A 19,263-nucleotide genomic window follows, 5' to 3' on the forward strand; every position below is an offset into this window, starting at 1 on the left:
CGATTAAACCCATTATAAAATTATGGATATGTTTATCTAAAAGAATATATAGCTGGATTTATTGAAAGGTTAACTAATACTATATAGACTTTTCGTTCGTGACTAATACTTAATAAGTCAATCACATTACAATTTCATGTAATTGTCATATATTTTTTGGAACCTTCCGGTTTCTTTTATGTTTTTTAACCCTAGGTTAAAATCATCCCTAACTTTTTTATCCCTAAATACTGGGCGATAATCATCGGGGTTGGCTTTGGTGAAGTTGTGCACTTTAACATCACCCACTTCTAAATCGTTCATTAATATCAATTGTTTAACAAAGTGTTTAAAAATATAAATATCACTTAAAACCACATCATATCGACGATAATGCAGTAGTTTCACTTGTGTTAGCTGATCGCTGATACCATAAAACCGATTATCCTCTTTTACTTTATTTAGCCATTTAGGGTACCTTTTTTCAGCGCCTTGAAAAGATACGATTTGTAATCCACCCAGATCGCTAGGTTTTTCTATGGAAATATTTCTGTCTTTCAGGGTGATAAAAACGTTGTTATAGATTACAGCAGGCTCGGCATAAAATCCCCCGAAAGCTTCCAAGTTTATTCCCATGTCGCCCATTGCCGCATCGACTAGGTTACTTCTAAAAGCAATAGGAATTCGTCCTAAGGGAAAGTACAGGGGCTTTAACGTATGACCTTTATATGCCAACGCAGCCGAAATGATATCAATTTCAATGCCCTTATTATGCTTCTGAAAGATGTAGGGTGGGATTTCTTGACTAAATGCCATTAATACTTCTTTAGCTTCTGTGAAACCAATCAACATGGTACTGATTAATAGTACATAATATTTGAGAATTTTAATTTTCATTGTTAAATCAAGTGCTGTTAATTCGGTTACAAACTAGTATAAGGCATGCATGAAAATATGCTCACAGATCTAAAGGAAAATTTATTTACTTGTATTATACAGAAGTGAGTACCTTTTCTTTTCTTTAGATAACAGCTATATCATACAGGGACCATTTGTCGTATTTAAAACAGTTGATATAAAATTTAAAGATGAGGTAACTGATGAAAAGCTCCAAACTATTAACCTTCTTAAGAGTGAGTAAAATCCTTATCGCACTATTTTTTCTTGGATCAGCACTAAGCGTTGCCAGTGAATGGAGTAAAACAGAGTTGTTTTATCAACAAGGAAAGTTACTTGCTCCTAGTTTTGCCGGAGGTGGAAAACATGCAACTACCGTGATCACATTACAACATGCCAGCGGTTGGAAATACGGTGATAATTTCTTTTTTGTGGACCATCTAAACGACGGAAATTCTGATGGATTTGACGACAGTGAATTTTATGGCGAAATATATCTACATTTCAGTGCAAAAAAAATATTTGAGATGCAAAAGCCTGCTAGTTTTATTAAAGATGTGGGTCTGGTCATGGGTATAAATGCTTCCGCCGATGCCAATGTTATGAAATATTTACCCGGTATACGTATTTCTTGGGACATACCCGGATTTTCCTTTCTCAACTCTGATATTACCGCTTATATAGATGCTAGTGATGGTTTACGTGTTGGTACTGCAAATGCTCCAACAGAGCAAGACAGTTTTATGATAGATATTAGCTACGGCTACCCCTTTTCAATTGGAGAATTAGATTTCTCCATAGAAGGCCACATGGAATATATACATGAAAGACAAAATGAACTAGATGGCAAAGTACATTCGTGGTTTTTAGCTCAGCCTCAATTGAGGCTTGATATTGGTAAATTACTCGCCAATAATCCTGATACTGTTTTTGCAGGCATAAAATGGCAATATTGGCAAAATAAACTTGGAGACAAAACCGCAGATGAAAATGTCATTATGGCCTTAATAGTATGGCGACTCTGAAAACGATCGAATAATGACCTGTAATGCTCTGAGTTGCCATGAAATGGATTGAATTTAATGCTAGTTATGATCCTTGAAGCAGACCTTAACGACAGATACTCTGAGACATTCGCAATGCGCAAAGTTAGCATTAACGGTTTGATGACGAATGACTATATGGTGGCTTAGTTCGCACTCAGACTTAACGGGTTATTGGTAAAACTATCATCATCAATATACATCTGTTCTCATCTATATCGAACGTCCGCTATCAAGTAACTGTCAACGTAATATGGTTATCCATCCATGTCTACTTTAGATCAAAACATACAAACATTTTTAGTTAAAACTCTCAAATGCTGATGTCTTCAGTGAGGCAACTACTGCCCTTAAACGTAATAATTCCAGTTTCCGATTTTATTTAACGGTTTCCACCTTTATTCAACTTCTACAATTGCCCTCGATCTATGAAGATAATAAATAAGTAAAGAGATGATTTATAAAACGGTTGGTTCCATCATAAATAGATAAAATATATGCTCGATTGATAAAGTAAATCAAAGTTTTATTATTATAATAATTTACACTTTAATGACTTTTAACTCTGGAGTTCATGAACACAATGTTTTCTACACTATCATTGGCAGCAAAGATTAATGCTGCATTAGTACTTATCGCAATAGCGTTCTTAAGTACCACAGTCATATTCTTTTATTATGATGAAAAAGAGCTCAGTGAAAATTTTGTTGAACGTAACCTAGAAAGTTTAGCACTTAATTATTTTGACTCTGTGAATACTATGATGTTAACCGGGACAATAGAAAATCGTCAGTTAATACAAAATAAAATACAGAGCCAAGATGAAATTGTTGAGGCACGTATTATTCGAGCGCCTGCTTTAACAACTATTTTTGGTGATGGTTTTGCTGATCAAAAAGCGGTCGATGATTTTGAACAACAAGGTATAAACGGCACTAAAGCGTTTGATGTTTTTGAACGAGACGGTAAGCGAATGATGAGTTTTATTTCGCCTATACGTGCCAGTTCAGACTACCGTGGTACTAACTGTTTAACCTGTCATCAAGTCAAAGAAAATGAAATATTAGGCGCGGTAAAGGTGACCTATGATTTATCTAAAGTTGACCAGCAAATTATGAGTTCTATAACTCAAGCAGCGATCCTACAGTTAGTTATCACTGTTATTAGCTTTTGGTTATTAAGTTTAACCATAAAGAAATTGATTTTTAATCGCCTCAAACGACTTAGAAAAACCATTAATGATGTAGAACATAATTTAGATTTGAACCAAGAAATCAAAGTACATCATGATGATGAATTAGGTGCAGTTAGTGTGGCATTAAATAGCATGATGCAAAAATTTAGAACAAGTTTTTTATCCATCTCATCAACAACAGACAAATTAATTGATTCAGCAAAAAGTGTTGATGAAATATCGAATTTAATGCGTGCGGCTGTTCTTGAACAAAAGAACGGCACAGACTCTGTAGCCGCTGCAATTAATGAACTAGATACATCAGCGAGTGAAGTACATCGTAATACTCAAACCGCCGCTGAGAATTCACTGTCGGTACGTGAAAAAGCAACGCAAGGCTTAGAATTAGTTGAAAATGCTAAAGATGGCATTGGTTTATTGCGTGACAAGGTGATTGATAATACCGCTATGATAGCTGCATTAAGCGATAAAACTCATGAAGTAGGGGGTGTTTTAGAAGTAATAACCAGTATCGCCGAACAAACCAATTTATTGGCATTAAATGCAGCTATTGAAGCAGCAAGAGCCGGAGAGCAAGGGCGAGGTTTTGCAGTGGTTGCCGATGAAGTACGCTCATTAGCCACGCGTACCAGAGAGTCTATTGACCAAATCCAGTTAACGATTAGGGGATTACAAGTTGATGCCAGTAATGCGGTTAACTCTATGAATGATGTCAGTCAACAGGCAAATGAAAAGGCAGAAGATGTAACGAATGTAGCCAGTTTATTAGTGGAAATAACCTCGCAAATCACAGAGCTGGATGATTTGAACACACAAATTGCTAGTGCAGCACAGCAACAAAATTTAGCGGCTGACGAAATTAATGTCAATGTTGTCAATATTAGTGACGTTGCAGAAAAATCAAGTAAAGATGCGATACATGGTAAAGAGATAAGTGAACAGTTACTCGAGTTGGCTTACGAGCTTAATCAGCAATTATCACAATTTAAAATGTAATATTTAGACGTTATATTTGAAAAAAATGGCGGTGTTTAATTATGATCAACGTGTTGTTTTATGCTTACCATGTTTTTTGGCGGAGTTTTAACGTTTCAGAGAGCAATGATGAGGTGTTTCGAGCGAAGATAGGTGCAACAACATTCTTCTTTTTTATGGTCTTACTTGTATTATCGACGATTGCAGATACTAACTTACCAAATTTGAAGGTTGGCGGTTAACCTCAAGGAATAAATATTTATTATCGAATAAAAAGCCTCTTTAAAAAGAGGCTTTTTATTTTCTGTAATGGGTCGCCATAGTGATTAGTAATAGGCGTCAGTATTATTATGTGCTTGAGGGTCTTCTATAATTTCTTCGAAGTCCACTTCAAAGCTATTGTTTTCTTCTGTATTTGCCATATAAATAGTGCGCGTTGAACCGTCAATCCAGGTGACTGTACCACTACCTTTTTTACTACCGCATTTCATACCAATATGAATATCATGAAATTCCATTGAACCTCCTCGCCTAAATTGCTGTGTTGACATTGATAAATAAACCCTATGTTGTTTAGATTTACAATAGATTGTTTAGTTCAATTAATCTGCTAAATGAGCATGTTTACTTAAACAGGTAATATTTTATTATAAAGATAAAGTTACTGAGGTCTAGAGTGAATTAGGCAAAAAACTCGCAGCCGAGCACTGTTGACTTTCTAGCCCCTGTTACTGCTGGGATATTTCCATAGATTTTTTTGTCATAAGCGAATGCGAGCCAAGCAAATGCCATTGCTTCAAGTGCGTTATTATTCAGCTTTAGTGAATGTATCTTATTAACGTTGAAGTTGTTAAGCTCTTGCTTTATAAGCTTATAACAAAAATTATTATCGATTCCTCCTCCGCATAAATATACATCTGCTGAATTTGATATTTTTTTAATGTCGGCGGCTATAGAACAAGCAGTTAAGGCGGTGAGGGTTGCTTGTACGTCGACAGCGCTTATCTGTAATGGGGTGAGAAAGGGCGCTAACCATTGTAAGGTAAAATATTCACGGCCAGTACTTTTGGGAGCTGATAACAAAAAGTAGTCATCACTTAGTAACTGTATTAATAGTGTTTGGTTAATCGTTCCAGACCTTCCCCAGTCGCCATTATTGTCAAACCTCTTTCCTGAGTGCTCAAAACACCATGCATCTAAAAGAGCATTCCCTGGTCCGGTATCAAAACCTAATACACTTTTCGACGAGTTTTTTTTAGGCAAAAAAGTGATATTAGCTATGCCCCCTATATTCACTAAAAAGGTTTCCTTTTCAGTGGCAGGTAATAAGAATTGATGAAATGCAGGGACTAAAGGAGCACCTTGTCCACCTAAGGCGATATCCTTTGTTCTAAAGTCACCAATAACTCTAATGCCGGTTAATACCGCTAACGTTTGATTACAGCCTATTTGTAAAGTAAAAGACGCTTCAATAGCAGAGCTTTGAGTTGGGCGATGTCGAATGGTTTGACCGTGATTACCAATAGCAATAATATCAGCAGCTACTAAGTTTTCTTTGTCTAATAGTGTACTTATTGCCTCACTAAATTGATGGGCAAGAGTAATATCAAGTGAAAAGGCTCTGTCTATTTCGTTATGATTGGGTAGATAAAGATCAGTGATTTTTTGTCGAGTGACATTGTCATATGCTTGATAATAACTAGCAACTAGTTCGGCACTTCCACTAGTAAAGTCAACAAGGGCTAAGTCAATGCCATCGGCACTAGTGCCAGACATTAACCCAATATAAAACGTAGCTTTTGTCATTTATACTCGCTAATTATTATTGGGCTAAAGAGGGTTAATGCGTCTGCATCGCCAACAAAGCTTGCCTAGAGCCTGAAAGTTCCATTAAGCGTTGGCTTGATAATACCGAAAACTCAGCAGCGAATTTTTTATTAATGGGTTTAGCATCAGGTAATTTTACCGTTCTTGGATTACGGTGTACGCCATTAAGTAAAAATTCATAATGTAAATGCGATGCTTCTGACATGCCAGTTGAGCCTACATAACCAATAACGTCGCCTTGCTTTACCCGTTGCCCTTTTTTAACATTGCGTTTTGAAAAGTGTAAATATTTAGTCTCAATGCCATTGCCATGCTGAATAAATACATAATTGCCATTATATTTGTTATAGGTTGAATGGGTCACTTTCCCATTACCTGCGGCTACAACAGGTGTGCCTTTATTGGCACGGTAATCAGTGCCACGATGAGCTTTCCAGCGCTTTTGAATAGGATGAAAACGCTTTGGTTTGAAATTTGAACTAATATACCTAAAGTTTACCGGCGCACGTAAAAAAGCTTTGCGCATACTTCTGCCATCAGGAGAATAATATTCGCCGTCTGTAAAGCGAATGGCTTGAAAAGGATCATCTTTATTAATAAATTCAGCGGCAAGAATCTTACCTGTACCTATATGATCGCCATCGACATATCGATTTTCAAAAACAACATGAAAACTATCCCCTTCACGAATATCTAAGGCAAAATCGATATCCCAACCAAAAATATTAGCAAGGTTAATTATTTGTGCATCGTTTAAACCTGACTCTATGCCAGCATTCCAAAAATTACTTTTTATAACACCGTGGGCAATAGTTTCTCTAATTTCTACCGTTTTGGTTTCTTTACTTGATTGGTAACTGCCATCATCAATTAATTCTACATATAAGGTTTCTGTTTTTGATAAAGGGTAGGTCAGTACTGCTAGCTCTCCTGCTGCGTTTTGGCCTATATGAAAGACATCACCAACATTAATTTTTTTCAATAATTTACTGAAGTCGCCTTTTGCTGAGCTCACGTCGTATGTTGTTCTCGCGCTATAGCCAAGACGTTTAAATACTTTGGCAAGTGAATCACCACTGCGTACTTTTGCTTTTTTCCAAGTTAGTGTCTCTTCGTCACTGTTAATAGGCGTGACTATACTTTCTTTATTTGTTGATGGTTCGATATTGCTAGTAGGTGTATCTAAGGAGATATCTTCAACTTCAGGTAAAGCTAATGCGTAACGTTTACCTATTTCCAGTGAAGTATCTGTCGATTGACGACTGGCCGTTGCCTTTTCTGAAGGAATAAGGAGTAACAACAACACAATTATGCTGAATGAGCTAATAATTACCCTATGCTGCTTTGGCAACTGTAAATAGAACTTTTTTATGTTTTTCAACAGATTACAACCTAATTTCATGTATCTTAATACGATAGCTATCGTTTACTATATCAAAAAATAGCCTTGAGTAAAATTTAATTACCGTAAAGGTCAGTGATCTCGGGGACTCAGCGGCAATTCTTCCTTAAAAAACAAGCTGCAATAATTAAAAAATAGAACAATTGCCCTAAATATTAACTTAAGGCTTTTCACCCAAGGCATTATTGCAGTAGAATCGAGCAATAAATTATGATTATATTTTTTGGAGCTAAGTCGATGACTGATGTCAGCCAAGCGTTTGCTGAAATTAAGCGTGGTGCAGAAGAAATTTTGCTAGAGAGTGAATTACTAGAAAAATTAAAAACAGGAAAGCCACTAAAAATTAAAGCAGGGTTTGACCCTACAGCACCAGACTTGCATCTAGGTCATACGGTATTAATTAATAAGTTGCGTCAGTTTCAACAACTTGGCCATGAAGTTATTTTCTTAATTGGCGACTTCACTGGCATGATAGGTGATCCAACCGGAAAAAATGTTACGCGTAAAGCACTAACAAGAGAAGACGTGCTGGCAAATGCTGAAACTTATAAAGAACAAGTTTTTAAAATTTTAGACCCAGCGAAAACAACGGTTGCTTTTAACTCTACCTGGATGGATAAGCTAGGCGCTGCTGGTATGTTAAAATTGGCATCTCGTCAGACGGTTGCCCGTATGATGGAACGTGATGATTTCAAAAAACGTTATACCAGCGGTCAATCTATTGCCATTCATGAGTTTATGTATCCTCTCGTTCAAGGCTGGGATTCTGTAGCCTTAGAAGCTGATGTTGAACTAGGTGGCACTGATCAGAAATTTAATTTGTTAATGGGGCGCGAATTACAAAAATCAGAGGGACAACGACCGCAAACAGTCTTAATGATGCCTCTTTTAGAGGGGTTAGACGGTGTACAGAAAATGTCTAAGTCGCTTAATAACTATATTGGAATAACGGATAGCCCAACAGAAATGTTTGGTAAAATAATGTCTATTTCAGATGTATTGATGTGGCGCTATTATGAACTGTTGAGTTTTAAGCCAATGGAAGAAATTGCTGGCTATAAAACAAATATTGCTGAAGGAATGAACCCTCGCGATGTGAAAATCGATTTAGCCAAAGAGTTAATTGCTCGTTTTCATGATGATACTGCGGCTGAAGCGGCACATCAAGAATTTATTAATCGCTTTCAAAAAGGCGCAATGCCTGATGAAATTGAGGATAAATTAGTTAAGATAACCGATGACAGTGGTGACATCGCTATTGCTAACCTACTAAAAGAAGCGGGCTTAGTAGCGAGTACTTCAGACGCCATGCGAATGATTAAACAAGGGGCGGCTAAAATTGAAGGTGAAAAAATTACCGACAGTAAGCTGCGTGTTGCTTCGGGGACTACGGCTATTTACCAAGTTGGCAAACGTAAATTTGCTAAAGTAACAGTAAAATAACCTCACATATTTACAATCTATGTATAAGCCAGTATTTATTACTGGCTTTTTTATCAGTACATTAAAGAGTTATGTGTTTACCCCTAAAACCATAGTGACTTTTATTTATTGTCTCAGTAATAAAATCCAGCTAATTGCTTAATAATCATTCGTCAATTTTTTTTACACTAACATTAAATTTAGTTGTAAGCATAGAACACCTTGTCTATATCTTATTGTTAAGTAAAAGTATTTTAATGTTGGAATAATTTGTGCTTAATTTAAGTGTCGAGTTAAGCTTGTTAACCGATAAATCCCACTCATTCAAGTTGTCGAGTTGTTATTTTGTTGAACCAAATATTAAATACAGTATTGAGCCGCACTATGGAAAATAAACCCGAGAGAAATAATTTAATCGAACGGCGACAATATTTTGATGACAGTGAGTTTGAATCTGATAATAATTGGAAGAAATTAACGTTAGCTCAACGTTTTGCTGCACTGAGTTTAACTAAATATGGCTATGAACTCCGCTTTACTCGGTTTACATCGAGTGGCAGTACTGCTGTTCTTGTCTTAAAAAATGGTACACCAGCAACTATAAGCGAAGATGGCGACATTAATACTACACCAGATATCAATATACGATAGTGATACTAGTAGTCGACTTTCTCTGCTGCGAGTAGAGTTCTGGGCCTAAACTAACCTCGATTATCGATTACCCACATTGTGAAACACCACCGTTATCACTCTACAGCCACTACAGATATTCTCCGACGCTAATTGTTACCTTTTCTCATGCTGGCGCTTCTTTAACTCTTTGTTCTGTATTTTATTTTTTTGTTGAACTACATAACTGTTTAACTGTGAGCGTAATATATGCGACATATTGTCTTAGTAGTCCCTTTAGGTTTACTGAATTAAAATTAAATAAAAAATGTTAAGTCATAGCTAAAAATATCGTAAAGACACCAAAAATCAACAGTTTGCTATTAATGCTTTTGATGTTTTTGATGTTTTTATCTGTAGCAATACCCGTAACGCATGGTTTTTGGTGAGCTCAATTAAAACACCTGCAAGTTTTAGTAAACAAAAAGATGCGCAAACCTTTGCAGCTGAATTTGGCGGTAAGGTCATTAATTTTACCCAAGTTGATTTATCTGTGTTGATGTAAGTTATTTACACAAAACACTCTGCTGTCATTTTATTACTTGCGCAAATAGTTGTAATTTTTTTTCAGCAGGGTAGGCTAAAGTTATCCTTTTCATTATCTATGCCTTTTATTCTTGATTAAAAATAGCCAGCCAGTATCTTTTCAGCTTATTTTTTTAATAACCTTGCTATGCTTATCAGCACTCATGCTCTCAGGTTGTACAGCATACCAACCGGCCATTTCAAAATATCAAACTAACTTTAATTTTTCAAAGGTAAGCAGCTACGCTTTTTATAAGCGTAACTCTGAATTTGGCCAGTTTCAAAATATTAGTTATACCACGCGTAACAGTATTGAATTAGCCATAGAGCAAGTATTAGATAAGAATGGTTTTATTTATAATACCCTAGATGATGCTGATATTGTGGTTACTTATCATCTTGTTAATGAAAATACTAAGGAATTATTAACCTATAATAATGGGGTGCTTTATTGTTCTCTTTGTTTGCGTGGCGGTGAAGCGCAAGCCGACAAAAAACAGTGGCAAACTAAACCGGGAAGTTTGATTATTGACGTACTCGACCCTGAAAAAAAACGTTCAGTTTGGCGAAGTGTTTACCCTTTGAAAATTAATGCTAAAACCGATAATAGTAGAGAAGTTCAATTGAAAATTTATCGGGCTATTGATGCGATGATAGATAAATATCCTCACTCTCGTGATGCAAGTAAAGCTAACAATGCTTAAATGGTTAACGATAACATTGATAGCCGTAGTGATTTTTATCACTATTTTATTAGGTCTAGGGTATTTATTAAAAGAACATGAAATAGCAACAACGCACTTAAAACATCAGCTTGATCAGGAAAGGGCGGCTCAAAAAAGCAAAGAAAAAAGAAATAAGCACAAGCTTAATACGGTTATTGAAACCTCTCTTATTAACCTTGCTGCCAAGACGAATAAATTAACAAGTAAAACCTTTGTCTCGGTCAAACAAAAAATATTGCTAGAAAACTTAACCTGCTCATCAAAAAAACAATGTGTGCTAGTTAACATTACCTTTGGTGAGTTAGCATGTGCCTTTGCTATTAATACCATTGGCGCCTCTTTATTAGCGAAAACAGCAGATGAGACGAGTTCAGTGGTAAGGTGCCCTCACTACCCCCAAAAGAGTCAATTGAGTTGTCAGAATAATTTATGCAGCTACTCAAACATTAATAATTAACTCTCCTGTGGAGTTGAAGAAAATAGCGGTTTATAATGAAGTACTTTTTACCCAGATAATAACTTTTATGACCTTTCCAAATGATGAAACAGGCCAAATTTTGGCTGAAATGCAAGATGCCGGTATTGATTTGTCTATTATTCATCCCGTCGTGTTTTTTCAATTGTTCGAAAAAAAAGAACAAGCCCAAGCAATGGCTGATTATTTAGCAGAACATGCACCTGAAATGGAATTAGTCATTCATCCTGATGAAACACCTAATGTTTGGGATTTAGATTGCACTGTAAAAATGCTACCTTGCTACGATGCGATTGTCGCGCAAGAAGCACAACTTGAACAACTTGCTGCAAAGTATAATGGCTATAACGATGGCTGGGGAATGGAGGCTTAAACAGAGGAACTCGACGTTTAACTTTCTTTGTCTTGGTCCCAAAAGGCATAATGATTTTTGCCTTTTCGTTTCACCGAATACATCGCTTTGTCAGCTCTCTCATAGATATTGGCAAAGCTTTCATTATTTTTTTCAAAAACGCATATACCGATACTTAAATTAATTGATATTTTTATCCCTTCAATTTCAGTGGGTTGAGCTAATATTGTTAATATCGACTGCGCTAATAATTCAAGGGTTAGTCTATCGGTTGTTTTACAAATAATCGCGAATTCATCACCTCCGAATCGGGCAATTAAGGCGTCTGTTGGCGCTAAGGCTTCAAAGTTACTGGTAACATGTAGCAGTAATTTATCGCCCACTTTATGTCCGTAAATATCATTTATTGATTTAAAATCGTCTAAGTCAATAAAAAATAAGGCACCACCACAATATTTACTGGTGTTAGTGTAGACTTCAAAATTATGTTGAAGGGCTTTTCTGTTCAGTAAATTAGTGAGCGGATCTAAATTAGCATATTGAGCTAACTCTAATTCATAAAGTTTTTCTTGGGTAATATCAGTATGTGTTCCTGTCATACGTAAAGGATGATTATCATCATCAAATTCAATAACCCTACCGCGATCAGATACCCATACATCACCTCCGTCCTTGTGCTTCATGCGGTAAGTCATATAAAAGTAGGGCGTTATTCCCGCTAAATGTTCTTCAAATGCAGCGATAACTTTTTCTTTATCATCTGGATGTAAGTTGTTTTTCCAAGAGGATACTGTTGATTCAATTTCATTGGTTTCAAAACCGCACATGCTACCAAACGCTTGATCTAATATTTTTAACTGCCCACTAGGTATGTGTTGCTCCCAGATAAATAAACCCGTTCTATCTAGAGCTGCAGATAAGTACTCAGTTAATTTTTTATGCTCATCTTTAATGAGCTTATTTTCTTGAGTTAACATGACTATTTTTTTAGATAGTTTTTCGATGATTTTATCTTTATCAGTCATAAAATAGTTCGATAAGTGTTAATAATGGTTTAGTCACTTATGAAATGATAAAGTGATTAAAATCTAGCCTTTAGTATCTCTTAATTATCTAACAGAAACAAACAACTTATCGATATCTGCAAAACACTGAGCTGGCATTATTTACTTTCTTCTTTTTCAACAATATGAAACGCTGGCAGTGAAACTCGCCAATAAATAGCGGCTAGTCTCAGCGTTAATGCGCCAAGAATTGCAGAAATGATGGCGATATTTTCTGGCCAAGCCAAGTATCGAAATAACGCATACAAAGAGCCACCTAAAATCGCAGCAGTAGCATAAATTTCTTTTTGTAAGATCATTGGAATAACATTACATATAACATCACGGATCATCCCACCAGCAACACCCGTGATGGTGCCCATTACAACAGCAACAAATACAGGAGCGCCTAAACTTAATGATTTCTCAGTACCTAAAACAGCAAATAATGCTAAACCAAACGCATCAGCAATCAGTAAAAAGCGCTTTGGAATACGCTTAGGACGGCGAATAATGATAATTGTCAACACAGCAGTCAATAAAATAACATAAAGATAAATCGGATTGGCAACCCAAAATACTGGCGTATCTAAAGTAATATCGCGGATGGTACCGCCGCCAATCGCTGTTACTGCGGCTAATACGACAACACCAAAAGGGTCGAGCTTATAACGCCCAGCCATTAATGCACCCGATAAGGCAAAGACAACAATACCAAATAAATCTAACCAGTAAAGAAGTTCATACATATTTGTTACCTATTGATATTGAACGAGTAAATAAATAATGTCAGTAGTGTTAAAAAGAGAAAACAAAAATAGAACACTTGGCTAATACGTTTACTGGCATGAATAATATCAGTAGCTTGAGGCTGCCTGCCGTGATCGTTGTAACTTGTTTTACGTAATTTTATATTTTGATACATAGCGACACCACCAAGTTTAACCTCTAATGACAAGGCAAATAAATTAAGCACATAGCTATTATTTAATTGAAAAAAGTAGCGACGATTTAACCGAAAAAACAAAACGAAATTTTTGCCAATACAACCAAAAAGCAGGATTAATGAGAATATACGGCTAGGTAGCCATTGTATAATGTTGACAATAAAAGCAACACTGTCGCCAAAAGGTTGAAAACTATTTTGTTTGTTATTCCAGCTGTAATGCATCTCAATAAGCAATCGACAAACTAAAGCAGTAAGCGGACCAAAAAGTAAAAATACCAAGCTAATGGTGAATAAATTTTGCACCGCTCGAAGCAATAACATTTCAATACAGCTCTTTGCTAACCCTAAAGAGGAAAGCTGTTCGGTATTACGTAACAGCCAGGGGTTTAATAACTGTTTAGCCTCGAAATTTTTGTTGGCGACAATTAACTTGGCAATCTCTTTACTTGTTTTTCCTAGTTGTAAACAGCCTAAGGCAAGATAAAGTAAAAACCCCTGCCAAAGCCAGGTGGCCTCAACAAAATCTTCAAATAACCAAAGAATAATAACTATAGGCGTTAGGCTAACGGCAATAGCAATTAAGCCAGAAATAAAACGCTGACGGTCAGTATTCTTACTTTTATTGACTTTTTTGGCGAGCTGATCGCAAAAAAGTCGAAAAAACCTTAAGGGTTGATGACTCGCTAAATAGCCAGTAAAAATCTTAATCAAAATAACACCGTAAAGCATCACAACTGAATAGGCGAAAGGGCTGATATCAATTAAGTTTGTTAGATTATTAGCAGTCATATTTAAAGCCATTCCGTTAAATTATTGCTCACCTGTGCGGGTTAAAATACTCCAAACCTGCGTCGCACTCAATGCCTATAGCCAGTGATTAGAAAATCGTCAGCCTTGCCTTGATATATTCTCCTTGCGCGAACAAGATCACAAAATTAGTGGCGTTGGTATCGATTAAACTTAGGGATTAAGTTAATTTTTTACCTTGCAATGCGTCGAGCATATTTTCAACTAACTGAGATGAATTTACCGAAGCTGTTTCTAAATAAGCTTCAAAGGAGGTAGGAGACTCTTTACCTGCTATATCAGACATAGAACGAATAACCACAAAAGGTACCTTAAATTGATGACAGGTATGAGCAATTGCGGCTCCTTCCATTTCAACCGCGGCCATAGTTGGAAAGTTAGCGCGGGCTTTTGCAATATCATCATCAGCCGTCATAAAGGTATCGCCGGTCGTGATTAAACCCAGTAAGGTTTGGATATTTTCTAATTCAGCAACACCTGCCTGTGCGGCCTTAACAAGTGTCGGGTGAGGAATATAAGCAGCTGGATTGCCGGGTAACTGACCAATTTCATAGCCAAAAGCGGTAACATCGACATCGTGATAGCGAACTTCTGAACTAATGACAATATCGCCTACTTTTAATGATTGTTCAAAACCACCAGCAGAGCCCGTATTAACAATATAGTCAGGCTGGAACTTATCAATTAAAATCGCGGTTGCTAAGGCAGCAGCTACTTTACCAATCCCCGATTGTACAATAACGACATTACTGCCGTTCAGTTGCCCTTGATAAAAGGTATAACCTGCATGTTCGGTTGTTACTGCATGAGTTAATTTTGCTTTTAAAATAGCAACTTCTGGCTCCATTGCGCCAATTATTCCAGCTTTCATTTTATTTCCAATTCGTTGATAACATCTAATAAAACAATTATAACGTGAAGATTCCCAGATGTCGTATATTTATGTTCAGGATGGCCTTTCTCAGACATCCTGTCTTTCTATGTATGAGTTGAATAGGCATAAGATTATACGGCAACAATATATTACGATCACATTGCCACTCTTAGCCGCTCTTAGCCACTCTTAGCCACTCTTAGCCTTTATGGCATTAATACTGCCACGCACGGTAATTATATCTAAGGGAAAACAAAAAAGTCAGCGATTTAAATCGCTGACTTTTTATTTTAATAATGAGTTAATTTTATTGTAGAGTTTAATGAGGTAAGGCAGCTACTTGCGGTGCAGGAATACGTTGCGACATAGCATTACCTGCTGTTGATGAACCTAATTGCGCGCGAGCGGCGATAGGAGACAAGGCGCCAACTTCTTCTCTATTTCTATTGGGTCGAGGCTTTAGCATAGGAGCAGGAATAATTTTTCCTTTAATTTTTGGCTCAGGAGGTCTGTTTCCTAAAAGTCGACTGTAAATACAAGCGCGGATCTCGTCAACGGTATAATTTGCTTTCACTTTTATACGAATATGAGGAATTGAAGATGCTTCTAATGCGCCGCTGACAAACCAGTCTTTTTTGATTTTATAGCCTTTACCTTGGGTATCAACTAAATCAATAACGCCGCATAGCTTCATACTCTCACGATCACAAATAGCAAAATCTAAGTATTTACTTTCGGCATTCGCTGATGCTGTTTGGCTTGCTCTGTTCGACACACCATGACGAACAGTGACGATATCAGCAAGTTTTACTCGATTAATAATACGATATTTACCACCAAGGGCTTGTTCGAGCAAATTCTGAAAATTCTTCTCTGCTGGCGTAAAAAGACTTTGCTTTTTATCAAATGGAAAAGGAAAACTATTGTCGTTTAAGCGGCTAGCTAACAAAGCGACAATAACAATTAGGCTGATCATGGCAAAGAGAATTAATTCCATACACTGCTCCGGCGGTTCAAATTCTTGACGGTCTTCTTAATAACAGTTGAGTAAGCAGAATTTGTGCCACAGATCATAATTCACTAGATTCTTTTGATAACCCTTGGTTAGGTGAAATTTATGCAACAGATCTTAATATAAAAGGATTATTTTAATAACCGTTAATTAGGCAGCATTTATGCCATAGATTTTAATATAAAAGAGTTATTTGAATAACCGTTCGAAAAGTAGAGTTTATTCTGTATACTTCAAGCTAAAAACCTGTTTTAGAATGGAAAAAAGGGTGGGGGATCAAAGACTCTAGTTATTATTTATCTAGAGTCTTTATTAGGTTTTGAGCGAATAATTATGCTGGGTATTTTGCCTCAAGTGCGGCATAAAGTTGTTGCTGAAAATCACTTGCGCTGGCATCTAAGGTATTAACTAAATTAGCTAATACTTCATTGTCTTCTTCGCCATGCCAAACTTTGATATATGTCCCTTCTTTATAACCGTGGTCTTGACGGAAAAAATTCAAGGTGTTTTTGCCAACATATTGACGAAATAATTCATCTAGGTCCATATTCATCAAACGCATACAATCAGCTAAGGCAATCGCATCAAAACTTTTGTTAGTAACGGCGGCTGACGCTAGGTTTTCAAGGGCAATTTTAAAATCTTTTTCGCCTGAGCTTTCAGTGAGTTCTGTTGCTAAGGTGTCAGTAATACTTGTCACGGTTTCGCCTGTCATTAAACGTAAGCTTAAACCAAAATGAAAAATATCAACCAACTCCAATTGCACTTGCGCAATATCTATTTCTTGATGTTTCCACCATTTCCATCCGTGATGGTCTAACATTTCAGCACACTCAACCCAAATGGCGCGATACCACTCATAACCATTTTCTTGCCAGGTATCACTAACACGCGTATTCATCGCGTCTTGCATGGTTAGCATTTGTTTTATTTGATTTTGTGCTGCTGAATTTGCGCTCATTATTTTCTCTATTATTTGTAAATATCTATGGGGACTATTTTGCCGTAGAGAAAAGAAAGAAACAAGCAAACAAACGATGGTAATTTAATTAAAAAACTACCGCTAACTCAATGCCGCTAAAGGCATAGTTTTTTGCTTGCCAGTTATAACCACTTATTTCACGAAAACGAACAAATGCTGTAACTTTTATTTGCTCAATCATCATCGAACTACCGATCCCTATATAACCATCTGAATCGTTATCATTGTAATGATGGTCAAAGTTATCATTTTCGAAATCTGTACTATAGCGCTTATTATTATATGAATAGTCATCGTCACTTCGATCATTAAAGGCAAGCTCAAGCAGATCAACGCCAAATTCAGCATAAAGACTAAAGTTAGAAAAATAACCTATTTTTATACCGCCTTCCCATGCAATAAAACCATGTTGATAATCAAAGGTATCGGTAACCCTTGCATAGCCTATTGAGCTATTAACCGAGAAACCTAAATAACTATTAAGTTTACGATGAATTACCTCTACGCCAACACTTGAGTAATAGTCACTGTCGTTAGTTGCATGCTTAATAGAAATAATATAATCATTAGATTTCATTGCGTAACTGTTCAAAGAAAACAAAATGTTAAAACAGATGACGATAATAATTTTGTTCATAATAAGCTCAGCAGAAGATTTACAGCTATTCTCATCTTATTACGGGTAAGTTTCAGTGATCTAATTGTTAGGATATGCTGAAAAACTGTAAGTTATTGTCAGATTAATTCTGTAGACATTGAGCCTTTAGTGCTGGCGTCATTTAAAAGTGGGCTTTTACTCTAAGCCAAGCATTGCTGTTTTGTTGATGTTGACCAAAAAAAGTATACTTTTCTTCACCCCAAAATAAATTCGCCCCAGCCGAAAATAACCACTGATCGCTATAGCGATAAGTTATTGAAGGTTTAAGATAACCATCCTTGTCTGTGGGAGAATAAAAGTTAAAAACGCTATAAATTAATTTTTGCTGCAATGTTCTGTAGGTTAAGCGAAAGGTTAATAATTGACGATTTTCATCGACTTCTGTTGCTGGCGTAGCAGAATGGCTAATAAATTGCTGATAATGTTTGGTTTGCTCAACATAGAACTGAACGCTAGCTGTCAGGTTTTTAATTACTTCTCTTTCAAAAGCCACTAAAAACCTATTTTGACCATTAGCAATAAAAGGGTTAGTGCCGTTATTATCCTCAATACTGTTATAACTTGCATATTCAGCATTAAATAATCCGCCGGCTAATGACAATCGAACACTGGCTCCCCAAGCATTCATTTCTGGAAAATAAGCTTGTGATGGCTGACTGTTATCTTCTGTAATACCTAGGGGAGTTGGCCAAAAACCTTTATAACCATACAGCGCATATTCCACGCCATTATTGTTAGTCGCAAGGCGCGCTGAAAATTGTGCTTTCTTGGTTTCTTTTACTCTAAAATTATCAGCGGGTGCAACAATGGCTTGTGCTTGCGGTGAATAAAAAGAAAAACGTTCGCCAGTGATGTAAACATCAGGGGTGAACTCAGGAGTCCAAGTGAGATCAAGAGAATAGTGACCAATATACCAAGTACCTTTCGCACTATCTGAAGGCGCTTTTAGATATTGGTCATCACGTCCCGAGAAGAATGATTGCCAGTTTTTTGCAAACAAGTCGTTAAGGAAAATATAATCACCGGTCCCCCATGTCAGAATTTGCCGACCTAACTTAACATCTGTTTTATCAGAGGGACTAAAACGGATATTTAATTCGCGTGCTTGCAAAAAAGTATCTTTTAATACATCGTCATAAATTAACTCTGCTTTTGAAACTAGCTCAAAAGATTCATGACTGTAATCAAGATTAACGCGTGTGGTGATTTCACTTAATGATGCGTTTGACTCAACAATATTATCCTGTAATAAATAGCCATAACCCGCTTCAACAAAACCTGAGAATTTCCAAGGTGAAACCACTGCTTCGCTCCACTCATCCCCCCAATTATCTGTTTCGTTTGCGAGAACATTAGCGGCAAAACTTGCGCTAGCGGCACAAAGGCTGGTCACTATAAAATAGAAATTTTTTACTGATTTTTGCACAATAATTCTGTCCATTTATTGTTAGT

21 protein-coding genes are annotated in these 19,263 nt (G+C 36.5%); 9 read left to right on the forward strand and 12 right to left on the reverse strand.

Going from position 1 to position 19,263, the window contains the following annotated elements; all coding sequences use genetic code 11:
* Positions 1-126 precede the first annotated feature (126 nt).
* Entirely contained in the window at positions 127-876 is a 750-nt protein-coding gene (locus A3Q34_RS12175; RefSeq protein ID WP_231907348.1) for a substrate-binding periplasmic protein, read from the reverse strand.
* A gap of 203 nt (positions 877-1,079) precedes the next feature.
* On the opposite strand from A3Q34_RS12175, the gene A3Q34_RS12180 reads away from it, so the two are divergent.
* From A3Q34_RS12180 to A3Q34_RS20550, 3 genes are all read left to right on the forward strand, one after another.
* Positions 1,080-1,901 carry a hypothetical protein gene (locus A3Q34_RS12180; protein WP_070375605.1) on the forward strand — a complete coding sequence of 274 codons (822 nt, stop codon included), beginning with the start codon at positions 1,080-1,082 and terminating at the stop codon, positions 1,899-1,901.
* 592 nt (positions 1,902-2,493) lie between these two features.
* The gene (locus A3Q34_RS12185) at positions 2,494-4,110 is read left to right on the forward strand and encodes a methyl-accepting chemotaxis protein (RefSeq protein WP_070375606.1); all 1,617 of its coding nucleotides are present in this window, start codon (positions 2,494-2,496) and stop codon (positions 4,108-4,110) included.
* A gap of 41 nt (positions 4,111-4,151) precedes the next feature.
* Positions 4,152-4,331, forward strand: coding sequence for a hypothetical protein (locus A3Q34_RS20550; RefSeq protein ID WP_157470968.1), 180 nt, complete (start codon positions 4,152-4,154; stop codon positions 4,329-4,331).
* Positions 4,332-4,415: 84 nt separating this feature from the next.
* Here the strand turns inward: A3Q34_RS20550 and A3Q34_RS12190 are convergent, their stop codons facing one another.
* The 3 genes from A3Q34_RS12190 to A3Q34_RS12200 all read right to left on the reverse strand — a co-directional run bounded on the left by A3Q34_RS12190 (position 4,416) and on the right by A3Q34_RS12200 (position 7,318).
* Positions 4,416-4,607 (reverse strand): hypothetical protein, encoded by a 192-nt coding sequence (locus tag A3Q34_RS12190; protein ID WP_070375607.1) that lies wholly within the window; start codon positions 4,605-4,607, stop codon positions 4,416-4,418.
* Between the two features lie 163 nt (positions 4,608-4,770).
* The gene (locus tag A3Q34_RS12195; RefSeq protein WP_070375608.1) at positions 4,771-5,895 is read right to left on the reverse strand and encodes an anhydro-N-acetylmuramic acid kinase; all 1,125 of its coding nucleotides are present in this window, start codon (positions 5,893-5,895) and stop codon (positions 4,771-4,773) included.
* 34 nt (positions 5,896-5,929) lie between these two features.
* On the reverse strand, positions 5,930-7,318 hold the full coding sequence (locus tag A3Q34_RS12200) for an OapA family protein (protein ID WP_070375609.1): 1,389 nt from the start codon (positions 7,316-7,318) through the stop codon (positions 5,930-5,932).
* A 237-nt stretch (positions 7,319-7,555) separates the two neighbouring features.
* Here A3Q34_RS12200 and tyrS point away from each other — a divergent pair, with 237 nt between their 5' ends.
* The 6 genes from tyrS to A3Q34_RS12225 all read left to right on the forward strand — a co-directional run bounded on the left by tyrS (position 7,556) and on the right by A3Q34_RS12225 (position 11,507).
* On the forward strand, positions 7,556-8,761 hold the full coding sequence (tyrS, locus tag A3Q34_RS12205) for a tyrosine--tRNA ligase (protein WP_070375610.1): 1,206 nt from the start codon (positions 7,556-7,558) through the stop codon (positions 8,759-8,761).
* 363 nt (positions 8,762-9,124) lie between these two features.
* Positions 9,125-9,391 carry a hypothetical protein gene (locus A3Q34_RS12210; protein WP_070375611.1) on the forward strand — a complete coding sequence of 89 codons (267 nt, stop codon included), beginning with the start codon at positions 9,125-9,127 and terminating at the stop codon, positions 9,389-9,391.
* 403 nt (positions 9,392-9,794) lie between these two features.
* Entirely contained in the window at positions 9,795-9,914 is a 120-nt protein-coding gene (locus A3Q34_RS20555) for a nitrous oxide reductase accessory protein NosL (RefSeq protein ID WP_231907349.1), read from the forward strand.
* Between the two features lie 184 nt (positions 9,915-10,098).
* Positions 10,099-10,638: a DUF4136 domain-containing protein gene (locus A3Q34_RS12215; RefSeq protein ID WP_157470972.1), complete on the forward strand. Its 540-nt coding sequence runs from the start codon at positions 10,099-10,101 to the stop codon at positions 10,636-10,638.
* On the forward strand, positions 10,631-11,116 hold the full coding sequence (locus A3Q34_RS12220) for a hypothetical protein (protein ID WP_070375613.1): 486 nt from the start codon (positions 10,631-10,633) through the stop codon (positions 11,114-11,116). The genes A3Q34_RS12215 and A3Q34_RS12220 overlap by 8 nt, the downstream gene beginning before the upstream one ends.
* Positions 11,117-11,183: 67 nt before the next feature.
* Complete coding sequence (locus A3Q34_RS12225; RefSeq protein WP_070375614.1) at positions 11,184-11,507, forward strand: ribonuclease E inhibitor RraB; 324 nt, start codon at positions 11,184-11,186, stop codon at positions 11,505-11,507.
* A gap of 17 nt (positions 11,508-11,524) precedes the next feature.
* Here the strand turns inward: A3Q34_RS12225 and A3Q34_RS12230 are convergent, their stop codons facing one another.
* The 8 genes from A3Q34_RS12230 to A3Q34_RS12265 all read right to left on the reverse strand — a co-directional run bounded on the left by A3Q34_RS12230 (position 11,525) and on the right by A3Q34_RS12265 (position 19,237).
* Positions 11,525-12,511, reverse strand: coding sequence for a sensor domain-containing diguanylate cyclase (locus A3Q34_RS12230; protein ID WP_083277997.1), 987 nt, complete (start codon positions 12,509-12,511; stop codon positions 11,525-11,527).
* Between the two features lie 137 nt (positions 12,512-12,648).
* Positions 12,649-13,278 carry a trimeric intracellular cation channel family protein gene (locus tag A3Q34_RS12235; RefSeq protein ID WP_070375615.1) on the reverse strand — a complete coding sequence of 210 codons (630 nt, stop codon included), beginning with the start codon at positions 13,276-13,278 and terminating at the stop codon, positions 12,649-12,651.
* 5 nt (positions 13,279-13,283) lie between these two features.
* Positions 13,284-14,267, reverse strand: coding sequence for a cobalamin biosynthesis protein (locus A3Q34_RS12240; protein WP_070377141.1), 984 nt, complete (start codon positions 14,265-14,267; stop codon positions 13,284-13,286).
* Between the two features lie 178 nt (positions 14,268-14,445).
* The gene (gene mtnN / locus A3Q34_RS12245) at positions 14,446-15,156 is read right to left on the reverse strand and encodes a 5'-methylthioadenosine/S-adenosylhomocysteine nucleosidase (protein ID WP_070375616.1); all 711 of its coding nucleotides are present in this window, start codon (positions 15,154-15,156) and stop codon (positions 14,446-14,448) included.
* 322 nt (positions 15,157-15,478) lie between these two features.
* Complete coding sequence (locus A3Q34_RS12250) at positions 15,479-16,156, reverse strand: DUF2726 domain-containing protein (protein ID WP_070375617.1); 678 nt, start codon at positions 16,154-16,156, stop codon at positions 15,479-15,481.
* A gap of 346 nt (positions 16,157-16,502) precedes the next feature.
* Positions 16,503-17,132, reverse strand: a complete 630-nt coding sequence (locus A3Q34_RS12255; protein ID WP_070375618.1) for a dUTP diphosphatase — start codon at positions 17,130-17,132, stop codon at positions 16,503-16,505.
* Between the two features lie 88 nt (positions 17,133-17,220).
* Positions 17,221-17,790 (reverse strand): hypothetical protein, encoded by a 570-nt coding sequence (locus A3Q34_RS12260; protein WP_157470974.1) that lies wholly within the window; start codon positions 17,788-17,790, stop codon positions 17,221-17,223.
* Between the two features lie 142 nt (positions 17,791-17,932).
* Positions 17,933-19,237, reverse strand: a complete 1,305-nt coding sequence (locus A3Q34_RS12265; RefSeq protein WP_157470976.1) for a hypothetical protein — start codon at positions 19,235-19,237, stop codon at positions 17,933-17,935.
* Between the last annotated feature and the right edge of the window lie 26 nt (positions 19,238-19,263).

Source organism: Colwellia sp. PAMC 20917, from assembly GCF_001767295.1.
Taxonomy (GTDB): Bacteria; Pseudomonadota; Gammaproteobacteria; order Enterobacterales; family Alteromonadaceae; genus Colwellia_A.